General features: G+C 73.9%; 18 protein-coding genes and 1 pseudogene. 11 read left to right on the top strand and 8 right to left on the bottom strand.

The features are described from left to right. Positions 1–1,353, bottom strand: a complete 1,353-nt coding sequence (locus ACZ6CZ_RS23760) for a ferredoxin reductase family protein (protein WP_469024527.1) — start codon at positions 1,351–1,353, stop codon at positions 1–3. A 164-nt stretch (positions 1,354–1,517) separates the two neighbouring features. On the opposite strand from ACZ6CZ_RS23760, the gene ACZ6CZ_RS23765 reads away from it, so the two are divergent. After that, on the top strand, positions 1,518–2,258 hold the full coding sequence (locus ACZ6CZ_RS23765; protein ID WP_469024671.1) for a response regulator transcription factor: 741 nt from the start codon (positions 1,518–1,520) through the stop codon (positions 2,256–2,258). After that, positions 2,255–3,766 carry a sensor histidine kinase gene (locus ACZ6CZ_RS23770; RefSeq protein WP_469024529.1) on the top strand — a complete coding sequence of 504 codons (1,512 nt, stop codon included), beginning with the start codon at positions 2,255–2,257 and terminating at the stop codon, positions 3,764–3,766. Before ACZ6CZ_RS23765 ends, ACZ6CZ_RS23770 begins: the two co-directional genes overlap by 4 nt. Before the next feature lie 40 nt (positions 3,767–3,806). Here the strand turns inward: ACZ6CZ_RS23770 and ACZ6CZ_RS23775 are convergent, their stop codons facing one another. From ACZ6CZ_RS23775 to ACZ6CZ_RS23790, 4 genes and pseudogenes are all read right to left on the bottom strand, one after another. After that, positions 3,807–4,409 carry a hypothetical protein gene (locus ACZ6CZ_RS23775; protein WP_469024531.1) on the bottom strand — a complete coding sequence of 201 codons (603 nt, stop codon included), beginning with the start codon at positions 4,407–4,409 and terminating at the stop codon, positions 3,807–3,809. After that, positions 4,406–4,789 (bottom strand): hypothetical protein, encoded by a 384-nt coding sequence (locus tag ACZ6CZ_RS23780; protein ID WP_469024533.1) that lies wholly within the window; start codon positions 4,787–4,789, stop codon positions 4,406–4,408. The genes ACZ6CZ_RS23775 and ACZ6CZ_RS23780 overlap by 4 nt, the downstream gene beginning before the upstream one ends. After that, the gene (locus ACZ6CZ_RS23785; RefSeq protein WP_469024535.1) at positions 4,782–9,716 is read right to left on the bottom strand and encodes an HD domain-containing protein; all 4,935 of its coding nucleotides are present in this window, start codon (positions 9,714–9,716) and stop codon (positions 4,782–4,784) included. Before ACZ6CZ_RS23785 ends, ACZ6CZ_RS23780 begins: the two co-directional genes overlap by 8 nt. 120 nt (positions 9,717–9,836) lie before the next feature. After that, positions 9,837–10,421: pseudogene (locus ACZ6CZ_RS23790) on the bottom strand (pyridoxamine 5'-phosphate oxidase family protein); the annotation flags it as partial. 184 nt (positions 10,422–10,605) lie between these two features. On the opposite strand from ACZ6CZ_RS23790, the gene ACZ6CZ_RS23795 reads away from it, so the two are divergent. From ACZ6CZ_RS23795 to ACZ6CZ_RS23815, 5 genes are all read left to right on the top strand, one after another. After that, positions 10,606–11,799: an argininosuccinate synthase gene (locus tag ACZ6CZ_RS23795; protein WP_469024537.1), complete on the top strand. Its 1,194-nt coding sequence runs from the start codon at positions 10,606–10,608 to the stop codon at positions 11,797–11,799. Between the two features lie 117 nt (positions 11,800–11,916). After that, on the top strand, positions 11,917–13,344 hold the full coding sequence (gene argH / locus ACZ6CZ_RS23800) for an argininosuccinate lyase (protein WP_469024540.1): 1,428 nt from the start codon (positions 11,917–11,919) through the stop codon (positions 13,342–13,344). Positions 13,345–13,476: 132 nt separating this feature from the next. Next, the gene (locus tag ACZ6CZ_RS23805) at positions 13,477–14,448 is read left to right on the top strand and encodes an aldo/keto reductase (RefSeq protein WP_469024543.1); all 972 of its coding nucleotides are present in this window, start codon (positions 13,477–13,479) and stop codon (positions 14,446–14,448) included. Positions 14,449–14,560: 112 nt separating this feature from the next. Continuing rightward, positions 14,561–15,112: a TetR/AcrR family transcriptional regulator gene (locus ACZ6CZ_RS23810; RefSeq protein ID WP_469024545.1), complete on the top strand. Its 552-nt coding sequence runs from the start codon at positions 14,561–14,563 to the stop codon at positions 15,110–15,112. Continuing rightward, positions 15,109–16,635 (top strand): MFS transporter, encoded by a 1,527-nt coding sequence (locus ACZ6CZ_RS23815; RefSeq protein WP_469024547.1) that lies wholly within the window; start codon positions 15,109–15,111, stop codon positions 16,633–16,635. Before ACZ6CZ_RS23810 ends, ACZ6CZ_RS23815 begins: the two co-directional genes overlap by 4 nt. 52 nt (positions 16,636–16,687) lie before the next feature. Here the strand turns inward: ACZ6CZ_RS23815 and ACZ6CZ_RS23820 are convergent, their stop codons facing one another. After that, on the bottom strand, positions 16,688–17,317 hold the full coding sequence (locus tag ACZ6CZ_RS23820) for a lysophospholipid acyltransferase family protein (RefSeq protein WP_469024674.1): 630 nt from the start codon (positions 17,315–17,317) through the stop codon (positions 16,688–16,690). Positions 17,318–17,777: 460 nt separating this feature from the next. Between ACZ6CZ_RS23820 and ACZ6CZ_RS23825 the strand changes: the two genes are divergently transcribed. From ACZ6CZ_RS23825 to ACZ6CZ_RS23835, 3 genes are all read left to right on the top strand, one after another. Next, positions 17,778–18,953 carry a glycerophosphodiester phosphodiesterase gene (locus ACZ6CZ_RS23825; RefSeq protein WP_469024550.1) on the top strand — a complete coding sequence of 392 codons (1,176 nt, stop codon included), beginning with the start codon at positions 17,778–17,780 and terminating at the stop codon, positions 18,951–18,953. 95 nt (positions 18,954–19,048) lie between these two features. Further along, positions 19,049–19,555, top strand: a complete 507-nt coding sequence (locus ACZ6CZ_RS23830) for a sigma-70 family RNA polymerase sigma factor (protein ID WP_469024554.1) — start codon at positions 19,049–19,051, stop codon at positions 19,553–19,555. 45 nt (positions 19,556–19,600) lie between these two features. Further along, entirely contained in the window at positions 19,601–20,098 is a 498-nt protein-coding gene (locus tag ACZ6CZ_RS23835; RefSeq protein ID WP_469024556.1) for a GNAT family N-acetyltransferase, read from the top strand. On the opposite strand, the gene ACZ6CZ_RS23840 is transcribed toward ACZ6CZ_RS23835, so the two are convergent. Both ACZ6CZ_RS23840 and ACZ6CZ_RS23845 read right to left on the bottom strand, forming a co-directional pair. After that, a complete protein-coding gene (locus ACZ6CZ_RS23840) occupies positions 20,088–20,504 on the bottom strand; it encodes a hypothetical protein (protein WP_469024559.1) in 417 nt (138 codons plus the stop codon). The two genes, ACZ6CZ_RS23835 and ACZ6CZ_RS23840, sit on opposite strands and share 11 nt — an antisense overlap. 1 nt (position 20,505) lies before the next feature. Then, entirely contained in the window at positions 20,506–20,865 is a 360-nt protein-coding gene (locus tag ACZ6CZ_RS23845) for a hypothetical protein (RefSeq protein ID WP_469024562.1), read from the bottom strand. 69 nt (positions 20,866–20,934) lie between these two features. On the opposite strand from ACZ6CZ_RS23845, the gene ACZ6CZ_RS23850 reads away from it, so the two are divergent. After that, entirely contained in the window at positions 20,935–21,585 is a 651-nt protein-coding gene (locus ACZ6CZ_RS23850; protein WP_469024564.1) for an HAD-IA family hydrolase, read from the top strand. Positions 21,586–21,942: the final 357 nt, after the last annotated feature.

Here is a 21,942-nt window from a genome sequence, read left to right on the forward strand (position 1 = left end):
TCACAGTTCGAACGACTCGTGGTGGATGCGGCGGTCCGGGACCCCGGCCGCCCGCAGCGCGGTGTACACGTCCCGGGCGAAGCCGTGCGGACCGCAGAGGTAGACGTCGTATCCGGCCAGCTCGGGGAAGGCGGCCAGCAGCGCCCGGGCGCCGAGGTCCGGGCGCTGACCCTGCGGCCCGTTGAGCGCGTACCGCACCTGCCCCCCGCGCCACCGCGCGATCGCCTCCAGCTCGCCGCCCAGGGCCAGGTCCTCGGCGCCGCGGGCCCGGTACAGCAGGGAGACCTCTCCGGGCAGCGTCTCGAACAGCGCCCGCAGCGGGGTGACGCCGACCCCGGCCGCGATCAGCAGCGTGCGCCGCGCGGCCGCCCGGTCCGCGGTCAGCGCGCCGTACGGGCCCTCCGCCCACACCCGGGTGCCCGGGCGCAGCAGCGGTACGGCCGCGCTGTGGTCGCCGAGCGCCTTGACCGTGATCCGCAGCCGGTCCGGGCGCGGCGGCGCCGACAGCGAGTACGGCGTCGACGTCCAGCCCATGCCCTCGCTGAGGAACCGCCAGCGGAAGAACTGCCCCGCCCGCGCGCCCAGTTCGTCCAGCCGCTGCCCCCGCACGACCACCGACCACACCCCCGGCGCCTCCTTGTGTACGGACTCCACCCGCAGCCGGTGCCGCAGGTTCAGCCGTACCGGGGTGAGCACGCGGAACCACAGCACCAGGGCGGCCACGCCGAGGTACAGCGCGTACCAGGCGCCGGTGGCGACCGCGTCGCCGGTGAATTCGTTGCCGAGGGCCACCTGGTGGAAGAAGGCGAGGAAGACGGCCGCGTAGGTGAGCAGATGGACGGAGAACCAGAACTCGTGGCTGGTGCGCCGGCGCACGGCCCGGGCCGAGGTGATGCCCACCGCGAACAGGGCGAGCGTGCCGGCCGTGGCGAGCAGCATGTCCGGGTAGTCCAGGACGACGGTGACCGTCTCGTGCCACAGCGAGGCCCGGTCCTGGGCGGCGTACCCGGCGAGCGTCAGCCCGATGTGCGCCACCAGCAGGCAGACGGTGTACCGGCCGGCCATGGCGTGCCAGCGGGCCACCCGGTCGGAGCCGATGCGGACCTCCAGCAGCGGCACCCGCGCCATCAGCCCCACCAGCACCGCGCACGCGTAGCCGCACAGCAGCCCGGCGATCCGCCCGGCGCCGGTCAGCCAGCCCGCCGCGCCGACCACGGAGGCCGTGTCCGACCACCACAGTGCCACCACGGCCGCCGCCCCGGCCCACAGCACGGCCAGCACCGGCCCCGCGGCGGAGCGCCGCGCGAGGGGGGTCACCGGTGGCGCCGCCCGCCGTTCCTGCACGGTCGTCATGTGTCCGTCCTCTCTCCGTCCGGCTCGCTCCGTCCGGCCGGTCCACTGTGCGCGGTGAACCTCTGAGCGACCTCTGAGCGGGCCCGTTCCCGGCGCACTCACAGGGAACTCAGAGGGGCCCGGGTACCTCCGGCCCGCCGCCGGGGGAGATGCTGGTGGACGCGATGAACACCACCCGTTCCGGCCGACCGGCCCTCACCCGACCCGACGGCACCCCGCTGCGCGTCCTGGTCGTCGACGACGACCCCGACCTCGCCGAGGTGCTCACCGGCGCCCTGCGCTACGAAGGCTGGCAGGTGCGCGCGGCCGGCGACGGGGCCGCCGCGGTCGCCACCGCCCGTGAGCTGCTGCCCGACGCCGTGGTCCTCGACGTGATGCTCCCCGACACCGACGGCTTCGCCGTGCTGCGCCGCCTGCACGAGGTGAAGCCCGACGTGTGCGTGCTCTTCCTCACCGCCCGGGACGCCGTCGAGGACCGCATCGCCGGCCTCACCGCGGGCGGTGACGACTACGTCACCAAGCCCTTCAGCCTGGAGGAGGTCGTCGCCCGGCTGCGCGGCCTGCTGCGCCGCGCCGGCATGGCCCGCCGGCCGGACGAGGGGCCCCGGCTCACCGTGGGCGACCTCGTCATGGACGAGGAGGCCCGCGAGGTCACCCGGGCCGGCGAACTGATCGAGCTGTCCCCGACCGAGTTCGAACTGCTGCGCTTCCTCATGCGCAACCCGCGCCGGGTGCTCAGCAAGGCGCAGATCCTCGACCGCGTGTGGTCCTACGACTTCGGCGGCCGCGCCCACGTCGTCGAGCTGTACATCTCCTACCTGCGCAAGAAGGTCGACGCGGGCCGCGAACCCATGATCCACACGGTGCGCGGGTCGGGCTACGTGCTGAAGCCGGTGACCCGGTGACCGTGCCCGCCCGGCTGCGCGGGCTGCTGCGACCGCTGCGCCCGCGCGTCCCGCACACCCTGCGCGGCCGGCTCATCGCGGGCCTGGTGGTCCTGCTCGCTGTCAGCTGCGCCGCGGTCGGCGCGGCCGCCGTCGTCGAGCTGAACGGCTTCCTCACCCGCCGGCTCGACCAGCAGCTGCGGCAGACCGGGCCCGCCTTCGCGCAGAGCCTGGAGCACGGCCGGGTGGAACGGTCCGACCACGACGGCGACGAGCACGGCGACACCCGCCGCCAGGCCGCCGAGACGTTCGGCGCCCGCCTGCTGCACGGCACCGTCACCCACGCGGCCGTCGTCCCCAGCGGCGCCGACCCCGACCTCGACGTCTCCCTGACCGCCGCCGACCGCGCCGCCCTGGCCGCCCTCCCGGCGAACGGCGCCGGCCGCACCGTGTGCCTGTCCGGCCTCGGCGACTACCGGCTCGCCGCCTGGCCGGGCAGGGACGGCGACGTGCTGGTCACCGGGCTGCCCATGGAACCCGTACGGGCCGCCGTGCAACGCCTCGAACTGGTCGCCGCCGTCGTCCTCGGCCTCGCCCTGGCGGCCGCCGGCATCACCGGAGCCCTCTGGGTGCGCTGGTCGCTGCGCCCGCTCAGCCGGGTCGCCGCGACGGCCACCCGGGTCAGCGAACTCCCGCTCGCCAGCGGCCGGGTGACCCTGCCGCCCCGGGCGCCCCAGACCGACCCGCGCGGCGAGGTGGGCCAGGTCGCCGCCGCCTTCAACCGCATGCTCGGCCACATCGAGGACGCCCTGGCCGAACGGCACGCCGGCGAGGAGCGGCTGCGCGCCTTCGCCGCCGACGCCAGCCACGAGCTGCGCACCCCGGTCGCCTCGGTCCGCGGCCACGCGGAACTGGCCCTGCTGCACCCGGGTCCGGTGCCGCCGGAGGTGACCCGGGCCCTGGACCGGATCGCCGCCGAGTCCGCGCGCATGGGCGAGATGGTCGACGAGATGCTGCTGCTGGCCCGGCTGGACGCCGGCCGTCCGCTGGAGAGCCGGCCGGTCGACCTCACCCACCTGGTCCTGGACGCCGTCACGGACGCCCGGGCCGCGGGCCGCGCACACCGCTGGACGCTGGAGCTGCCCGAGGAGCCGGTGACGGTGACCGGCGACGCCCACCGCCTCCACCAGGTCCTGGCCAACCTGCTGGCCAACGCCCGCCTGCACACCCCCGCCGGCACCGAGGTGACCGTGTCCCTGGAGACGGACGCCACGGCCGCGACCCTCCGCGTCCACGACGACGGCCCCGGCGTCCCGCGGGACGTCCAGCCCCGTGTCTTCGAGCGCTTCACCCGGGCCGACCACCGCCGCCGCCCGGGCGCCTCCGGCGGCGGAGCCGGACTCGGGCTGTCGATCGTGGCGGCGGTCGCGGAGGCTCACGGGGGCGGCGTGGAGCTGGCGAGCCGGCCGGGCGCGACGACGTTCTCGGTGCGGCTGCCGCTCGGGGAGGGCCGGGACGGGGACCTGTGACCGGCTCTCCGGCGCCCTCGGCGCAGCGGTGGGGGGAGCGTCAGCCGGCCGCGCACTCGGCGACCGGCACCACGGACGCCACCGTCCGCACCGGCAGCACCATCCGCCGCCCGCCCTCCGGCTCGAGCACCACACCGTCCGGGCCGGCGCCCAGGAACTCCCCGCACAGCCCGCCGCTCGTCGTCGTCACCCGCACCAGGTGGCCGGGCGGTGCCGCGGTGGCCGTCCAGGCGACCACGACCGCGCCGCTCACCAGGACGACCCCGCTCACACAGCACACGGCCGCGCCCCGCAGGGCCCCCGTCACCCGCTCCGTCTCGGTCCGGGTCCACTCCCGCAGGGCCTGCCCGGCCAGCAGCACCCGGCTCCCGGGGCGGCCGTGGGAGGCGCGCACCGCGAGCACCGAGCCGGCCACCAGCAGCAGGAAGGCGGCGCCGAGCAGCGCCGTGGCCGTGTGCCGCGCCCCGGACGGCAGCTGGGAGAGGTCGTCGCGGCCCTTCAGCGTGACCAGCACCGCCAGCAGCGCGGTGAGCCCGGTCAGCCCGGTACGCCAGCCCTCCGCCTGTTTCCGCAACTCCGCGAGCTGGGAGAACTCCAGGTCGCGGGCCAGCGCCGCCCAGCGCCGGTCGGACTGCGCGCTCACGCCGCCCCGCCCGGGCCCGGCGCGGCGATGCGCCAGCTGGCGCCGCAACCGGTGAAGGGCGCGTCCGGCGGCAGCTCGGGATGCGGGTGCCCGCACTCGCAGAAGTGCACCTCCCGGGCCAGGGCACCGGCGTCGGCCGCGGCGTCCGGTTCGGGGTGCTTGCCGGCGAACCAGCTCCGCAGCCCCTTCGTCCCGGTGCCGGGCGCCCCGTACCGGTACTCCGTGACCGTCCTGCCGTGGCAGCGCGGGCAGGCGCCCTCGACCACGATGCCGTGGCCGTCGGCGGAGGGCCGCCGGACGAACGGGGCGGCCGTCCGGCCCACGTCCGTCTCCGCGTAGCGGACGTCGAAGTCGTGGCCGGGGGCGGGCGGTTCACTCATGCGCGGGGGCCTCGCTCTCGGGGTCGGGGACCGTCAGGTGGAACATCGGGGCGTACAGCCGCAGCCGGTCGCGGACGAACTCCTCGCTCTCGCCGGTGGCCTCGGCGGCGAGCGCGACGTGCCGGGCCGCCACCGCCCCCTCCAGCGCGGGCAGGCGGCCGTCGACGTACCGGCTGAGCAGGGTGAGGTCCTGCCAGCAGGGGACGGTGTCCGTCGCCGGGGGCACGGGCAGCTCGCCGGGGGCCGGGAACAGGGGCAGGTACGGCCCGATCCGGGCCACCGTGTCGGAGACCGGCTCACCGAGGCGGGCGGCGATGCCGACCAGGTCCAGCGGGGTGTAGGGGGAGTCCTCGCCGGTCAGCCGGTGCGAGGCGGACAGTGCGACGACGTCCCATTCGTCGGGCACCTCGGCGGGCAGCGCGGCGAGCTGCGCCGCGTCCAGCTCCGGGACGTCGGCGCCGAGCGCCCGGTACTCGGCCAGCTGTGCGTAGGCGTCGGCGGGGGCGAGGGCGAGCCTGCGGGCGTAACGGGCCAGGGCGACGGGGGTGAGCCGGGTCCAGCGGGGGGTGCCCATGTCGCTGTGGCGCATCTCGTAGGAGCACAGCGCGTCGCAGAGTTCCGTGGAGGGCCGGCGACGGGCGAGAGTGGCCGGCAACGGCGGCCCCGTCAGGCCGAACAGAGCGGCGTGCCGCACGGCGAGGTCCCAGACCTCGTCCAGCGGTTCCTGAAGGTGCATGGCGGCGTTGACCAGGACCGCGGCGGTGAGACGCCCGGCGGGGAAGTCTCCCTCGTCCGTGGCGGCGTCCCGGCCGGAGAGGACGTAGCGGGTGCGCAGTCCCAGCGTCGGCCATGCGGTGCACAGGCGCTGGTCGGCGGGCGCACTGACGCCCAGGGCCCGCAGCTCCGCCAGTTCGGTGTCGTCCAGAGTGTCGTCGCTCATGAAGTAGAGGTCTTCCAGATCGAGCCCGTCCTCCAGGCGGAACTCGAACTCATGGACCAGGTAGATCAGGAGGTCGCAGGTCACGGGGGAGGGCACGACCATCCCGTCCAGAGTGCCGTTGGTGTACCGCGGTTCGTGGAGCAGCCCCAGGGCCGACGCGACCTCGGCGAGCCGGTGTTCCGCTTCGGCGACGGGCACCTGCCACAGGCCCGCGGCGTAGACGGTGGCGGCCCAGTCCAGTCGCCGGCGCCCGTCCGGCCCGGCCGAGGTGAAGCGGTCGACGATCTCGCCGGTCTCCTCGTCCAGCTCCAGCCAGGGCGTCACCTCGGCCGCGGGGGGTGCCTGCCAGCCCAGCCAGCCGAACTCCGCCAGCCGGGCGAGCACGTCGGTCAGGGGGATGCCGGTACGACGGCAGAGCGCACGGATGTCGTACGGCCCGGACAGGCGGCGCAGCCGGCGGGAGAACGTCGTGTCGGTGAAGAGGGTCTCGACCTCCACGGCCGTGCAGACATGGCCGCCATGGTGCTCGGGAGGCGTGGGAACCGTCAGCGAGTGCAGCGGTTCGCAGCGGCGCAGTGAATCCACCAGCCGCCCCAGCGGGACGGCCAGTTCCTGCGAGGCCAGGACCAGGCCGGCCAGTTCGTCCACGCGGTCACCGTCCATGGCGATGCGCGACGATCTCGACCGGCCGGACGCGGACTCGTCACTCAGCGTGCGCGTCACGAGCGCGTCGAACGGGTCGGGAACCCACGACAGCCCGCCGGTACGGGTGGGCGGCGGCGAGAAGACGGGGTGGGTGATGCGGAGTCTGCGCATGCGGCGCAGGACGTCCGCCACGGTCATCCTCCGGTCGGCCGCGTAGGTGAGGACCGCGCGCCACGTCGCCGGCGCCTTGAGCGCGATGTCCGCGTCCCCGGGCGCCGGCACCGGATGGCCGGCGAGACTGCGGGGCGGCGCCGAGTTGCGCCGGGGCATCCCGAGGACCGCGTCCCGCCACGACCTGATGTGAGCGGCGAAGTCGCCGCTTGAGTAGGGGCCGTGGCTCTTCTCGTCGGAGTGGAACCAGCCCACCTCGTCCAGGGGCAGCCGATCACCGTCGTTCATCGCCACGGTGACACCCCTGCCGCGCCACTCCTGGTCCAGCACCTCGGCCACGCGCAGGCTCTGCTGTTCGAGCTGCGCCAGCCAGCCGCGCGTCAACTGCGGCCACCGGGCCAGTACCGCGGCGCCCGCGCGCCACTGCTCCTCGGCCCAGCCGCGGTCGAAGTCCTGGAGTTCGGTGCGGCTGACGCTGAGCCGGCCCGCGTGCGGCCCCGTCAGGTCCAGCACGTAGCCGAAGGGCTTCTGGTCGGTCACGATGCCGTCGCACAGCAGGGCCCCCTCGCCGGCGACCCACCACAGCACGCCCGGCACCGCCTCGGAGGCACTCGTTCCGGCCTCCGGCTGGAGCACCCCCGGCCGCCAGGTGTGGCGGGCCTTCCCGGCGTCCACCGCCTCCAGGTCGAACTCGCTGACCCGCACCAGCTCGCGCAGCACCCGCGTGCACGAAAGGTCCGCGGTCGCGGGCCCCTCCCGCAGATAGAGCCGTACCCGGGTGCCGCCCTCCGCGAGGGCGTCCTCGGGGCCGGTGTGCCGCTGGATGCGGAAGAGGCTGCCGCTGCTGGGGATGTCGACGCGCAGGGCGTGCTCGGCGGGGATGCCGTCGGGACTGACGTGCCGGGTCACGATGGTCATCTCGTCGGCGAGCATGAAGTAGCTGAACACACCGATGCCGAAGCGGCTGTTGGGGTAGAGCCGCAGCGAACGGTCGTGCCGCAGCCAGCGCGACTGCTCCCGGCGGAACGCCCTGGAGCTCTCGAAGCGGCTGCCGGCCCGGGTGAAGGTGTGGGTGAGCAGCTCCGCGTTCATGCCGACGCCGTTGTCCCGGCACTCGACGAACCGCCCGCGCTCGTCCTCGCCCTGGGTGAACGTGATCCGTCCGCGCCAGTCGGCGGGGCGGGCGCCGCTGCTCTCCAGGTACCGCCAGCGCATCGCGCGGTACCGGCAGGCGTCCATGGCGTTCTGGTACAGCTCGCGCAGCGCCAGGCTCGGGTCGCCGCCGTACAGCTGCTCGCCCATGAGCAGTTCGCGCACCTCGGACTGGGCGAGGTGGAACCGCAGCAGCGGCACCTCGTACGGCTCCTGGCCGCCGGTGCGGGCGGGGCGCAGGTCGCGGTCGGTGACGCGGGCGGGCACGGCCGCCAGCAGCTCGCTCTCCGGGCCGCGCAGCTCCCCGGCCAGGTCCAGGATGCGGGCGGCCAGCTGGTCGGCCTCGTCGGCTGTCTCGGTCAGCGCGGCGTGCACCGCCTGGTGCGGGCAGGGCGCGTCCAGGTGCAGCGAGGTGTCCTCCCGCTCCCAGCGCAAGCCGTGCGCGATGGCCACCACGTGCTCGGGCAGCACCGGGTCGGTCACGGCCAGGTGCTCCGCCACCACCTCGGGGAACGTCCGCACGTCCACCGCCAGCACGGCCGCGAGCCGCAGCAGCGCGGTCAGCGGGCGTATCCGCAGCGGCTGCGGGCCGCCGGGCAGCACCACCTTGCCCGGCAGACGCCCGGACAGACCGTCGGGCAGTTCGTCATGGGCGATGCCCGAGGCCGCCGCGCACAGCAGCTCCGCCACCTCGTGCACCCGGTCCGGCGTCACGCCCAGCGCCGCGGCCAGGGACCGGGCGGGCCCCGGGGGCATCGTCTCGTCGTCGGTGTCGAGCCGGTCGGCGATCCAGCGGTGCACCAGCCACATGGTGACCGCGGTCTCGTCCTCCACCCGCCCGCGGGCGCGGCACTGGGCCGCCTTGCGGGCGATGCGCGCGTGCTGGTCGCTGATCTGCTCGAAGTGCCTGCGGTGGGCGCCGGCGCCGGGCCGGCGCTCCCCGTGGTACGGGTCGATCTCGACGGCCTGGCTCAGCCGGTCGGCCCAGGCGGCCTCCCGCAGGAACGGCGCCGTGACCAGGAACGCCACCTCCGCCGCGGACAGCGCCGCCCGGGCGGGCGTCAGCTGGGGCAGCAGCGTGGCGACCAGGCGGGCGGGGAACGTCTCGTCGGACCAGGGGTCGGGGCGGGGCAGCCGTGCCTGGGCGAGGTGGAGCGTGCGGGCGCAGTTCTCCACGAAGTCACCCACGCACTCCTGGACCCGGGGCAGCGCGGGCCGGTCCTCGGCGCGGACGCGTTCCCACAGCGGGGTCTCCCGCACCGCCCTGAGCCAGGTCTCCAGCAGCGGCCGGCCCTCGCAGATCTCCGTCTGCCGTGTCTCGGCCTCGGCGTTGGTGCCGAAGCGGATGCGGGCGGTCTGGTCCAGCCGGTGCCGGACGGCGGCGGCGGCCGTCCGGGCCCGCGCCAGCTCGAAGACCTCCTCGACGGTCCGCGCCGGGGTCAGCGGCCCGAGCGCGTCGGCGAGTCCCCGGGTGAAGAAGCTGCCCTCGGCGGTGAAACCGCTGCGCTGGCCGGCGGAGCAGGCGGTGAGGACGGCGAAGCCGCCCTGGGGCGGGCCGTTGTCGATGGCGTTGCCGAAGCCCACCGTGTCGTCGCCGAGGTCGGTGCGGCAGGCGTCGATCAGCCAGAGCACCGTGCCGGCCGCGCAGTCCTTCAGCAGCGGGCTGATGCCCGCCGGCAGCAGGGAGTCCACGTACGGCTCCCGCCAGGCGCCGTCGCGGGGCGGGCTGGCGTCGGCGGGGACCAGGTAGTCGGTGCCACCCACCCGGATGCCGTGGCCGCTGAAGTACAGCAGCAGGGTGCCGCCGGCCGGGACGTCCGAGGCGACCTCGTAGAGCTTGGCGCGGATGCGGCTGAGGCCGGCGTCGTGCAGGACCTCCACCTCGTACCCGGCCCCGTCCAGGACCGACCTCATCAGCCGCAGATCGGCCTCGACGGCCTCGGCCAGCGGCTCCGGCAGCCCCGCGGTGGCGGGCGCCCGCCCGACTCCGACCAGCAGGGCCCTGCGCACTCGTTCCATGTCCCCTCCCCGCAGGGTGACATGATGTCAGGACCGGGTGAGCGCTGTCGGCCCGTCCGCGTCCTCCCTCGCGTCCTCCCGCCCGGCCCGGACGGCTTCTCCGCCGCCGCCTGCGGGACGGACCGGTGACGGGGGCAGCGGCAGCGGGAGGCCGGGCAGGCCGTCCATGCTGGTCGCGATGTGCTCCTTCTTCGCGAAGTAGGCGCTCAGCGAGGCGTCGTCCTCGCGCGCGAAGCGCCTGGCGTGCAGCTCGCGGTCCTCCTCGTACGCCATGAACGGCACGCCGTACCCGCAGCTGTCGCGCACCAGCTCGGCGTGGACGACGATCACCGCGCGCAGCCCGTGCGGGTCGGGGTCGGCGTCGGGGAAATGCGCGAGCAGGTCGGGGAAGCGCGGGTCGTCGCGGAAGACCGGCTCGCCCCGGCCGTGCACGCGCACGATGGTGGGCGGGCCCTGGAAGGCGCACCACATCAGGGTGATCCGGCCGTTCTCGCGCAGGTGGGCGATCGTCTCCGCGTGGGAACCGGCGAAGTCGAGGTAGGCCACGGTGTGTTCGTCGAGCACCGCGAAGGAGCCCTTGAGGCCCTTGGGGGAGAGGTTCACCGTGCCGTCGCCGGAGAGGGGAGCGGTCGCGGTGAAGAAGAGGGGCTGCTCCTCGATGAACCCGCGGAGCCTGCCGTCGATGCGCTCATAGTTCTTTCCCATGCCAACGATTGTCGGCGGATTCCTTTCGGCTGTCTAAGGAATTGCCAAGTCTCCCCGGCCGGGGGCAGCCACCGGAAAGCGGTTTCCCTCGTTGACCCGATGGCGCACCCCGTGGCGGATTGACGAATCATGCGGAGTTCTGCATACTCATGCATGTCAGCCATTGCACTGTGAGGAGAAACCCGTGACCGAGCGCGTCGTACTCGCCTACTCAGGCGGTCTGGACACCTCCGTCGCCATCGGCTGGATCGCCGAGGAGACGGGCGCCGAGGTCATCGCCGTTGCGGTCGACGTCGGCCAGGGTGGCGAGGACCTGGACGTCATCCGCAAGCGCGCCCTCGCGTGCGGTGCCGTCGAGGCCGAGGTCGCGGACGCCAAGGACGAGTTCGCCGAGGAGTACTGCCTCCCGGCGATCAAGGCCAACGCCCTCTACATGGACCGCTACCCGCTGGTCTCCGCCCTCTCCCGGCCGACCATCGTCAAGCACCTCGTCGCCGCCGCCCAGAAGCACGGCGCCACCACGGTCGCCCACGGCTGCACCGGCAAGGGCAACGACCAGGTCCGCTTCGAGGCCGGCATCGTCGCCCTCGCCCCCGACCTGAAGTGCATCGCCCCGGTCCGGGACTACGCGATGACCCGGGACAAGGCGATCGCCTTCTGCGAGGACAAGCAGCTGCCGATCGCCACCACCAAGAAGTCCCCGTACTCCATCGACCAGAACGTCTTCGGGCGCGCGGTCGAGACGGGCTTCCTGGAGGACATCTGGAACGCCCCCATCGAGGACATCTACGAGTACACCTCCAACCCGGCCACGCCCCGCGAGGCCGACGAGGTGGTCGTCACCTTCCAGGCGGGCGTCCCGGTCGCCCTCGACGGCAAGCCCGTCACCGTCCTTCAGGCGATCCAGCAGCTCAACGAGCGCGCCGGCGCCCAGGGCATCGGCCGGATCGACATGGTCGAGGACCGGCTCGTCGGCATCAAGTCCCGCGAGGTGTACGAGGCCCCGGGCGCGATCGCGCTGATCACCGCCCACCAGGAGCTGGAGAACGTCACCGTCGAGCGCGAACTGGCCCGCTACAAGCGGCAGGTCGAGCAGCGCTGGGGCGAGCTGGTCTACGACGGCCAGTGGTTCTCCCCGCTCAAGCGCGCCCTGGACGGCTTCATCGACGAGGCCAGCCAGCACGTGTCCGGCGACATCCGGATGACCCTGCACGGCGGCCGCGCGGTCGTCACCGGCCGGCGCTCGCAGTCGTCGCTGTACGACTTCAACCTCGCCACCTACGACACCGGCGACACCTTCGACCAGGCCGCCGCCAAGGGCTTCATCGACATCTACAGCCTGTCGTCGAAGATCGCCGCCAAGCGCGACCTCGCGTAGGGCGCCGCACGGTCCGAGCGACACCTCGACCCGCACCGGCCTGACACCCGCCCGCCTCCCCGCTCCTGCCCGAGCGGGGAGGCGGCGCCACACCCGTAACCCCCGAGGAGCACGCAAGTGAGCAGCAACAGCGGTGACGTACGGCTCTGGGGCGGCCGCTTCGCCGACGGTCCCGCCGAGGCCCTGGCGAAGCTGTCCGCGTCCGTCCACTTCGACTGGCGGCTCGCGCCCTACGACATCGCCGGCTCCCGCGCCCACGCGCGCGTGCTGCGCACGGCCGGGCTCCTCACCGGCGACGAGCTGACGCGCATGCTCGACGGGCTCGACCGGCTGGAGGCCGACGTGGCCGCCGGCGACTTCGTCGGCACCGTAGCCGACGAGGACGTGCACACCGCCCTGGAGCGCGGCCTGCTCGAACGCCTCGGCCCCGACCTCGGCGGCAAGCTGCGGGCCGGCCGCTCCCGCAACGACCAGGTCGCCACCCTCTTCCGGATGTACCTGCGCGACCACGCCCGGATCATCGGCGGCCTGATCGCCGACCTCCAGGACGCGCTGATCGGCCTCGCCGAGGACCACCCGGACGTGGCCATGCCCGGTCGCACCCACCTCCAGCACGCCCAGCCCGTGCTCTTCGCCCACCACGTCCTCGCCCACGTGCAGTCCCTGTCCCGGGACGCCGAGCGGCTGCGCCAGTGGGACGAGCGCACGGCCGTGTCGCCGTACGGCTCCGGTGCCCTGGCGGGCTCCTCCCTCGGCCTGGACCCGGAGGCGGTGGCGAAGGACCTCGGCTTCGAGCACGGCAGCGTGGCCAACTCCATCGACGGCACGGCCTCCCGCGACTTCGTCGCCGAGTTCGCCTTCATCACGGCGATGATCGGGGTCAACCTCTCCCGGATCGCCGAGGAGATCATCATCTGGAACACGAAGGAGTTCTCCTTCGTCACCCTGCACGACGCGTTCTCCACGGGTTCGTCGATCATGCCGCAGAAGAAGAACCCGGACATCGCCGAGCTGGCGCGCGGCAAGTCGGGCCGGCTGATCGGCAACCTCACCGGCCTGCTGGCCACGCTGAAGGCTCTGCCGCTCGCCTACAACCGCGACCTCCAGGAGGACAAGGAGCCGGTCTTCGACTCCTGCGACCAGCTGGAGGTGCTGCTGCCCGCCTTCACCGGCATGGTCGCCACCCTCACCGTCCACCGCGAGCGCATGGAGGAACTGGCCCCGGCCGGCTTCTCCCTGGCCACCGACATCGCCGAGTGGCTGGTCCGGCAGGGCGTGCCGTTCCGGGTCGCGCACGAGGTCGCGGGGGAGTGCGTCAAGGTCGCCGAGGCCGAGGGCAAGGAGCTGGACGGCCTCACGGACGAGCAGTTCGCGAAGATCTCCGCCCACCTCACCCCCGAGGTGCGCACCGTCCTCAACGTCCCCGGCGCCCTCGCCTCCCGCGACGGCCGCGGCGGCACCGCTCCCAGCGCGGTCGCCGTCCAGCTCGCCGAGATCAAGGCGGACGTGGCGGCACAGCACACCTGGGCGGACGCCAAGAAGTAGCGGACGGGGGGTCGCGGGTCCGGGTCTGTCGTTCGGCGGATGTGCGTGCCACGCCTCGCGTCGCCGACCTGATCCGAACGACAGGCCCTAGGTTGTCGGCAGCAGCACGGAGCCGACCGAACGGAGCCCGCGATGCCCTTCGCCCGCCTGGCCGCAGCCACCACCCCCACCTGCCACCTGGGCCTCGGCCTGGCCGCCGTCGGCCGCCCCGGCTACCTCACCCTGGGCCGCGACGCGGACCTCCCGGCGGAGCGCAGCGTCGAGGCGCTGCGCACCCGCACGCACGAGCTGCTCGACGCCGCCTACGCCCAGGGCGTGCGCTACGTCGACACCGCCCGCTCCTACGGCCGCGCCGAGGAGTTCCTCGCCGAGTGGCTGACGGCCCGCCCGGACGTCGGCGACGTGGTCGTCGGCAGCAAGTGGGGCTACACCTACACCGCCGGCTGGACCACCGACGCCGAGCGGCACGAGGTCAAGGACCACAGTCTGGCCGCGTACGAACGCCAGCGCGCCGAGACCGACGCGCTCCTCGGCGACCGGCTCGACCTCTACCAGATCCACTCGGTGACCCCGGACAGCCCCGCCCTCACCGACAAGGACCTGCACGCCCGGCTCGCCGAGGCCGCCGCCTCCGGGCTGACCGTGGGCTTCTCCACCAGCGGCCCGGCCCAGGCCGACGCGATCCGCGCCGCCCTCGCCGTGACGGCCGACGGCGCGCCCCTCTTCCGTACCGTCCAGTCGACGTACAACCTCCTGGAGACCTCGGCCGGTCCCGCGCTCGCCGAGGCCCACGCGGCCGGGCTGACGGTGATCGTCAAGGAGGGCGTGGCCAACGGCCGGCTCGCCGGCGCGCACGCCCCCGGCGCCCTGCGCGCGGTGGCCGAGGAGACCGGCCTCGGCTGCGACGCCGTCGCCCTCGGCGTCGTCCTGCGCCGGCCCTGGGCGGGCGTCGTGCTCTCCGGCGCGGCGACCGTCGCCCAGCTCGGCTCCAACCTGCACGCCGCCGTGGCCGACCTCGACGACGACCAGCTCGCCCGGCTCGGCACGCTCGCCGAGGACCCGCGCGCCTACTGGGAGCGGCGCGCACAGCTTCCCTGGCACTGACCGGCCCCCCGCCCCCGGCCGCCGCCCGGGTCGACGCACGCCCGCCGCGCGTGTCTGAGCCATGCATGCCCGTAGTGAGACAAAAATGTCTCACATGGGCTATCCTTGTCTCATGGCTCTGGATCGTGACCACGTGCTGCGCAGCGCGGCCGCCCTGCTGACCCGCAAGTCCACCGCCACGATGGACGAGGTGGCCAAAGCCGCCGGGATCAGCCGGGCCACGCTGCACCGCCACTTCGCCGGGCGCGACGCGCTCGTACGGGCGCTGGAGGCGCTCGGCATCGCGGAGTGCGAGGCGGCACTGGACGCGGCCCGCCTCGACGAGGGCCCGGCGTGCGAGGCCGTGCACCGGCTGGTGCGCGCGATCGAGCCCGCCGCCGGTCTGCTCGCCTTCCTCTACACCGAGAACCAGCTGTTCGAGGGCGAGCAGCAGAACCAGGGCTGGACCCGGATCGACGAGCGCATCGCGGACCTGTTCCGGCGCGGCCAGCACAGCGGCGAGTTCCGCATCGACCTCACCCCCGCCTGGCTCACCGAGGCGCTGTACGGCCTGCTGGCCTCGGCCGCCTGGGCGGTCAGCGAGGGCCGGGTCGCCCCCAAGGACTTCACCCACATGATCGTCGAGCTGTTGCTCGGCGGCGCCCTGAGAAGAGAGGAACCATGACCAGCACCCTGCAGCCGGCGCTCGTGACGCGCGAGGCGGGCAAGCGCCCGGGCCGCTGGCTCGCGCTCTGCGTCCTCGTGCTCGCCGTGCTGCTCGTGGCCGTGGACGCGACCGTCCTCGGCCTGGCCACCCCCTACATCAGCGAGGACCTGAAGCCGACCGGCACCCAGCTGCTGTGGATCGGCGACGTCTACTCCTTCGTCATCGCCGGACTGCTGGTCTCCATGGGCAGCCTCGGCGACCGCATCGGACGCAAGCGCATCCTGCTGTGCGGTGCCACGGCGTTCGGCGCGATCTCCGTCCTCAACGCCTACGCCGGCACACCGGAGCTGATGATCCTGGCGCGGGCGCTGCTCGGCGTCGCGGGCGCCACCCTGATGCCCGCCACCCTGGCCCTGATCCGCAACCTCTTCCACGACCCGCGCGAACGCAGCCTCGCCGTCGGCGTCTGGGGCGCCGCCGCCTCCGCGGGTACCGCGGTCGGCCCGGTGACGGGCGGGTTCCTGCTGGAGCACTTCTGGTGGGGCTCGGTCTTCCTGATCAACCTGCCGGTGATGGCGGTCCTGGTCGTCGTCGGCGTCCGGGTGCTGCCGGAGTCCCGCAACCCCAGCCCGGGCCCCTGGGACCTGACCAGCGTGCTGCTGTCGCTGGCCGGCATGATCGGCGTCGTCTACGCGGTCAAGGAGGCGGCCGGCCACGGCCCGGGTCCGCGGTCGCTCGCGGTGGGCCTGCTGGGCGTGGCCGCCCTCTGCGGGTTCGTGCGCCGCCAGCTGATGATGCCGGTCCCGCTGCTGGACATGCGCCTGTTCCGGGCGCGCGGCTTCAGCGCGGCCGTCCTCGCCGACCTGCTGACCGTTCTCGGCCTGTCCGGGCTGGTGTTCTTCCTCTCGCAGTACCTGCAACTCGTCCAGGGCAGGCACCCGTTCGAGGCGGGTCTGGCCGAACTGCCCGCCGCGATCGGCGCGGTGGCGGCCGGTCTCGTCGCGGGCCGCGCGGCCCGGCGGTTCTCGGTGCGGGCGGTGGTCTCCGGCGGTCTGGCGGCCGTCGGCCTGGCGCTGGCCGTGCTCACCAGCCTCGACCGGTCGACCGGCTATCCGCTGCTGGGCGCCGCGCTGCTGGTCGTCGGCGTCGGTGCCGGCTTCTCCTTCACGGTGACCGCCGACGTGATCCTCTCCAGCGTGCCCAAGGAGCAGGCCGGCGCCGCCTCCGCGGTCTCGGAGACGGCGTACGAACTGGGCGCGGCCCTGGGCATCGCCCTGCTGGGCTCCATCGTCACCGGGGTCTACCGCGGCTTCGCCGGCCCGGCCGGAACCCCGGCCGCCGCCCACGAGTCACTGGGCGCGGCCGTGCAGGCGTCGCGCGCCATGCCCGGACACACCGCGCAGGATCTGCTCGACGCCGCCCGCGGGTCCTTCGTGCACGGCCTGCACCTGGCCTCGGGCGCCGGGGCGGCGGTGCTGCTGGCCGCGGCGGCGGCCGCGTGGTTCCTGCTCAAGGGGCAGGAGCTGGAGAGCGCGGAATGATTCCGGCGCCCTCCGGGAGGCCGGGGCGGGCACCCCGGCCGGCCGTCAGGACTCAGGCGGCCTTCGCCTTGGTGGCGTACACGTCCACGTACTCCTGCCCGGACAGCAGCATGACCTCGGTCATCACCGAGTCGGTCACGGCCCGCAGCACGTAGCGGTCCCGGTCCATGCCCTCGTACCGGGAGAACTCCATGGGCTCGCCGAAGCGGACGGTGACCCGGCCGGGCCGCGGGAAGCCGCGGCCGCCCGGCTGGAGCTTGTCCGTGCCGATCATCGCGAACGGCACCACAGGCGCCCCGGTCATCAGCGTCAGCCGGGCGATGCCGGTGCGCCCCCGGTACAGCCGGCCGTCGGGCGAGCGCGTGCCCTCGGGGTAGATGCCGAAGACCTTGCCCTCCTCGAGGATGCGCCGGCCGGTCATCAGCGCGGCCACGCCGCCGTTGGCGCCGTCCCGGTCCACCGGGATCATGCCGACGCCGGTGAAGAACCACGCCATCAGCCGGCCCTTGAGGCCCTTGCCGGTGACGTACTCGTCCTTGCCGATGAAGCACACCTGCCGCTTGGTCACGACGGGCAGCACGATCGAGTCGATGAACGTGAGGTGGTTCCCGGCCAGGATGACGGGGCCGTCCCCGGGGATGTTCTCCGCACCCTCCACCTGTGGGCGGAACATCAGGCGCATGATCGGTCCGAGCACTGCCTTGATGAGCGCGAAGCGGGACAACGGGTCCTCCGATGCCGAGGGTCGATATGTTTCTGTGCAGGTGAGGACATTACTCGCGGCTCCGGGGCGAGCGCACATCGACAATCGCCGGTTCACCGAGGTCTTACGCACTGTTGACGCTGGTTTACCTGCGGTGGCGTGCCGGAGCGCGCGTCCGGCGCCCCGGCGGCGGTGTGACGGACATCGCCCGGAAGGCCTCACCGGGGCCGCCGCGGCCACGCCCTGCGGGTACCCGGGCCGCGTCCGGCGATGCCGACGGACCGTCACCTCCCGCCGCCGGACGGACATGTGCCGTCACCCGGGTGTTCCGGCCGGGGCCTCCCGCCCGTCATGACCGCGCCCCTACGATCGGCCCGCACCGGCGGCCCGAGGCGGCACGCCGGCACACACGACGCGGGGCGGACGGCGGGAGGCGCTGATGGACACCCACGATGCGGACGGGCGGCAGCGGACGACGGGACGGCGGGCGCTGCTGGGCGCGGCCGCGCTCGGCGCGGGCGGAGCGGTCCTCGGACTGCCCGGCACCGCCGCGGCCACCGGGAAGCGGCCGGCGCCACGCCCGGGCCGGGGCCTGAAGGGGCTGCCGGTGCCGACGATCATCGGGCACCGCGGCGCGAGCGGCTACCGCCCCGAGCACACCTTCGGGTCCTACCAGCTGGCCCTCGACCTCGGCGCCGACATCGTCGAGGCGGGTGACCTGGTGCCCACCCGGGATGGGCACCTGGTCTGCCGGCACGAACCGGAGATCGGCGGCACCACCGACGTGGCCGCGCATCCGGAGTTCGCCGACCGCAGGACCACCAAGGTCCTCGACGGGGTCGCGACCACCGGCTGGTTCACCGAGGACTTCACGCTCGCCGAGCTGAAGACCCTGCGGGCGGTGGAGCGCATCCCGGCCAACCGGCCGCACAACAGCCTCTACGACGGCCACTGGCAGATCCCCACCTTCGAAGAGGTCCTGGCGTGGCAGGACGAGCAGACCCGCAGGCGCGGCAAGCAGGTGTGGATCTACCCCGAGACCAAGCACCCCACCTACTTCCGCAAGCTCGGCCTGCCCCTGGAGGAGCGGGTCGCCAAGCTGCTGCGACGGCACGGCAAGGACGGCCGGAACGCGCCGGTCGTCCTGCAGTCCTTCGAGCCCACCAGCATCCAGCGGCTGAACCGGCTGGTGGACAACCCGCTGGTCGTGCTGCTGTCGTCGGCCGGCAGCCGGCCCTTCGACTTCGTCGACGCGGGCGACCCGCGCACGGTCGCCGACCTGATCACGCCGAAGGGCCTCAGGGAGATCGCGGGCTACGCGCAGGGCATCGGTCCCACGCTGGACCTCGTCATCCCCCGGAACGCCGACAACACCCTGGCCGAGCCGACCACCCTGGTCGCCGACGCCCACAAGGTGGGCCTGATCCTGCACCCCTACACCATGCGCAACGAGAACCCCTTCCTGCCCGCGGAGTTCCGCAAGGGCGGCGCGGCGGACGGCTACGGCGACGTCTTCGGCGCCTTCCGGACGTACTTCGCGACCGGGATCGACGGCGTCTTCACCGACAACGCCGACACCGGCGTGCTCGCCCGCGCCGACTTCCTCGGCGGCTGAGCCACCGCGTCAACACCCGAGTCCCGCGGCACCCCGTTCGGGGTGACCGGCCGCCGCCCCGGAACCCGCGTCCGGGGCGGCACGTCGTTTCGCATGTGACCCACGATCTGGTGACCGCCCTGCGCCCCCTGCTCACCGCCGAGGCCTCCGCGGAGGCCCATGCCTCGGGCGGTGAGGCGGGTGACCTGGAGCAGGCGGTCTGGGTCAGGCTGCTGGAGCGCCTGGAGAGCGCCGGACCGCCCCGCGACCCCGAGGGCTGGCTGCGCCGGGCCGTGCGCGCCGAGGCGCGCCGCGGCCGCCGGACGACCAGGATCGAGCGGCCCTACGCCGCCGAGCCCGCCGACGACACCGGGCCCGGGCCCGAACAGCTCGTCCTCACCGCCGCCCGGCACCGGGCACTGCGGGAGGCGGTGCGCCGGCTGCCCGGCCGCTGCCCCCGGCTGATGGAGGCGCTGCTCTCCCCGAAGGACCTCACCTACCGCGAGATCGCGGGGGAGTTGGGTATCTCACAGGGCAGTCTCGGCCCGGAACGTTCCAGATGCCTGGGATGTCTGCGTCGATTGCTCCCGCCGGAGGTTGCGGCGCGCCAGGCGCGGGGATAGGAGTGGGGGACGACAGGCGATCAGGTGAGCGGGAGGCGTGCGCACATGGGCATGAGCGTGACCATCTCGGTGGCGACCGAGCGGGATGCCGAGGAGATCTTCAAGCTTCAGTACCTGTGCTTCCAGAGCGAGGCGGCGCTGTACGGCAACTACCGCATCGACCCGCTGGTCCAGAGCCTGGAGTCGGTGCGCCAGGAGGTCGCCGGCGACTGCGTGTTCGTCGCCCGGCTCGGTGAGGAAGTGGTCGGCTCGGTGCGCGGCAGCGTCACCGCGGACGGCGCCGCCGCCATCGGCAAGCTCTGCGTCCACCCCCGTCTCCAGGGCCACGGCATCGGCGCCCGGCTGCTGCGCGCGGCCGAGGCGGCGCTGGAAGGCGAGCGCGGCGCCACCAGGTTCCGCCTCTTCACCGGCCACCGCAGCGAGGGCAACCTGCGGCTGTACCGCCGCGTCGGCTACGAGACGGTGGGCACGTCCGAGGGCACGGACGGCGTACCGATGATCATTCTGGAGAAGCCGGCCGGCGCCTACGCCACTACCGCGTGACGGTCCGCGCCCGGCGCAGCCAGTACAGCGCCGACAGCGGCAGCAGCACCGGGATGAAGACGTACCCCATCCCGTAGTCCGACCACACGGTCGCGTCCGGGAACGCCGAGGGCTCGACCACGGTCCACGTCCCCACGACCAGCACGCCCACCAGCTCGGCGGCGCAGCACACCAGCGCCGCCCTGCGGGCGGTCTCCCCGCCGCGCACCAGGGTGTAGGTGATGAACCCGTACACCACCCCGGCGACCGCGGACAGCGAGTACGCCAGCGGTGCCCGGTCGAAGCCGGTCGCGATCTGGTAGGCGGAGCGCGACACCGCGCCGACCACCATCACGCCGTAGAACCAGACGAGGAGCATGCCCGGTCCGCTGATCAACCGGGTCGGCTTGTCCTGCGCCGCCGTCACCTCAGCCTCCCCAGATGTCGTAGAGCCGCACTTCGAGCACCGCCAGCACCGCACCGCCCGCGGCCACCGTCACCGAACCCCAGCGCGTCCGCTCGGCCAGCGACATCAGTCCCGCCGCCGGCACGCACGCGAACGCGCCCAGCAGATACGCCACGAAGATCGTCGTGCCCTGCTCGGGCTTCTCGCCCCGCGCCAGCTGCACGATCCCGATCGCCAGCTGCGCCAGCGCCAGCAGCGAGACCACGGCCATTCCGGTGAAGTGCCAGTCCTTGGTCGGCTGGTCCCGGTAGGCGGCCCAGCCGCACCAGGCGGCGAGCAGCAGCGCGGCGACCCCGGTCACCAGGGTCAGGGCAGTGAGCATGCCGTGACCTTATTACGGCGGAAAAGGCCGGATGCGGCCGCCCCCGCCGAACGCCGTAAGGTCTGGACCATGACGATCCACGCGCAGGCCCTCCTCTTCGACAACGACGGCACCCTCGTCTCCTCCCTCGACTCCGTGGAGCGCTGCTGGACGCGCTGGGCGCGGGAGTACGGCATCACGGCCGAGCAGTTCCGGCGGGTCGAGCTGCACGGGCGCCCGGCCGTGGACATCGTCGCCGACCTGCTGCCCGCGCACCTGGTCGCGCAAGCCGTCGCGCGGGTCGAGCAGTTGGAGGTGGAGGACGTGCCGGACGGCGGCGTACGGCTGCTGCCCGGGACGCGGGAGCTGCTCGACGCGCTGCCCGCGGACCGCTGGGCCGTCGTCACCTCCGCCACCCGGCGGCTCGCCGAGGCCCGGCTGGAGGCGGTCGGCATCCGGCCCAAGACGCTGATATCCGCCGACGACATCACCTGCGGCAAGCCCGACCCCGAGCCCTACCTGCTCGCCGCCCGGCAGCTCGGCGCCGACCCGGCCCGCTGCGTGGTCTTCGAGGACGCCCCGGCCGGACTCGCGGCGGGCCGCGCGGCCGGTATGACCACCGTGGCCTTGGCCACAACCCACCCGGCCCACGAGCTGGTCGCCGACCTGGTGGTGCCGGACCTGTCGGCCCTGTCCGCACTGGTCACCGCGGGCGGCGTCGAACTCTCCGCCCGGGGCTGACCCTGTCCGCCGCTGTCCAGTATCCGGACAGCGGCGTCCTGTCAGGACCGTACGTCTGCTTTACTGATCGCATGACCACGACGAGCTGCCGCACCCTTGCGACCGAGGCGACCCTGACGCCCGGTGCTCGTTGTACGGGTCGAATGTGCCGAATGTGCGCCTGCTAGAGGGCCCCCGCACCACCTGAGCCTCGCGCCCCGAAGCGAGAGCCGTGGCCGGTCCCGCGCCGTTCGTAGGGCGCCGGCGACCGACGCCGCCCCCGCGCACACGACGTTCTCCCGTTCTCCCGGTTCGACCGCCCACGCGAGAACCGTGCCGCGTTCCCGACCGAATGCACCCGTGCCCGGGCACACCCAC

The sequence above is a fragment of the Streptomyces sp. NPDC041135 genome, from assembly GCF_055592085.1.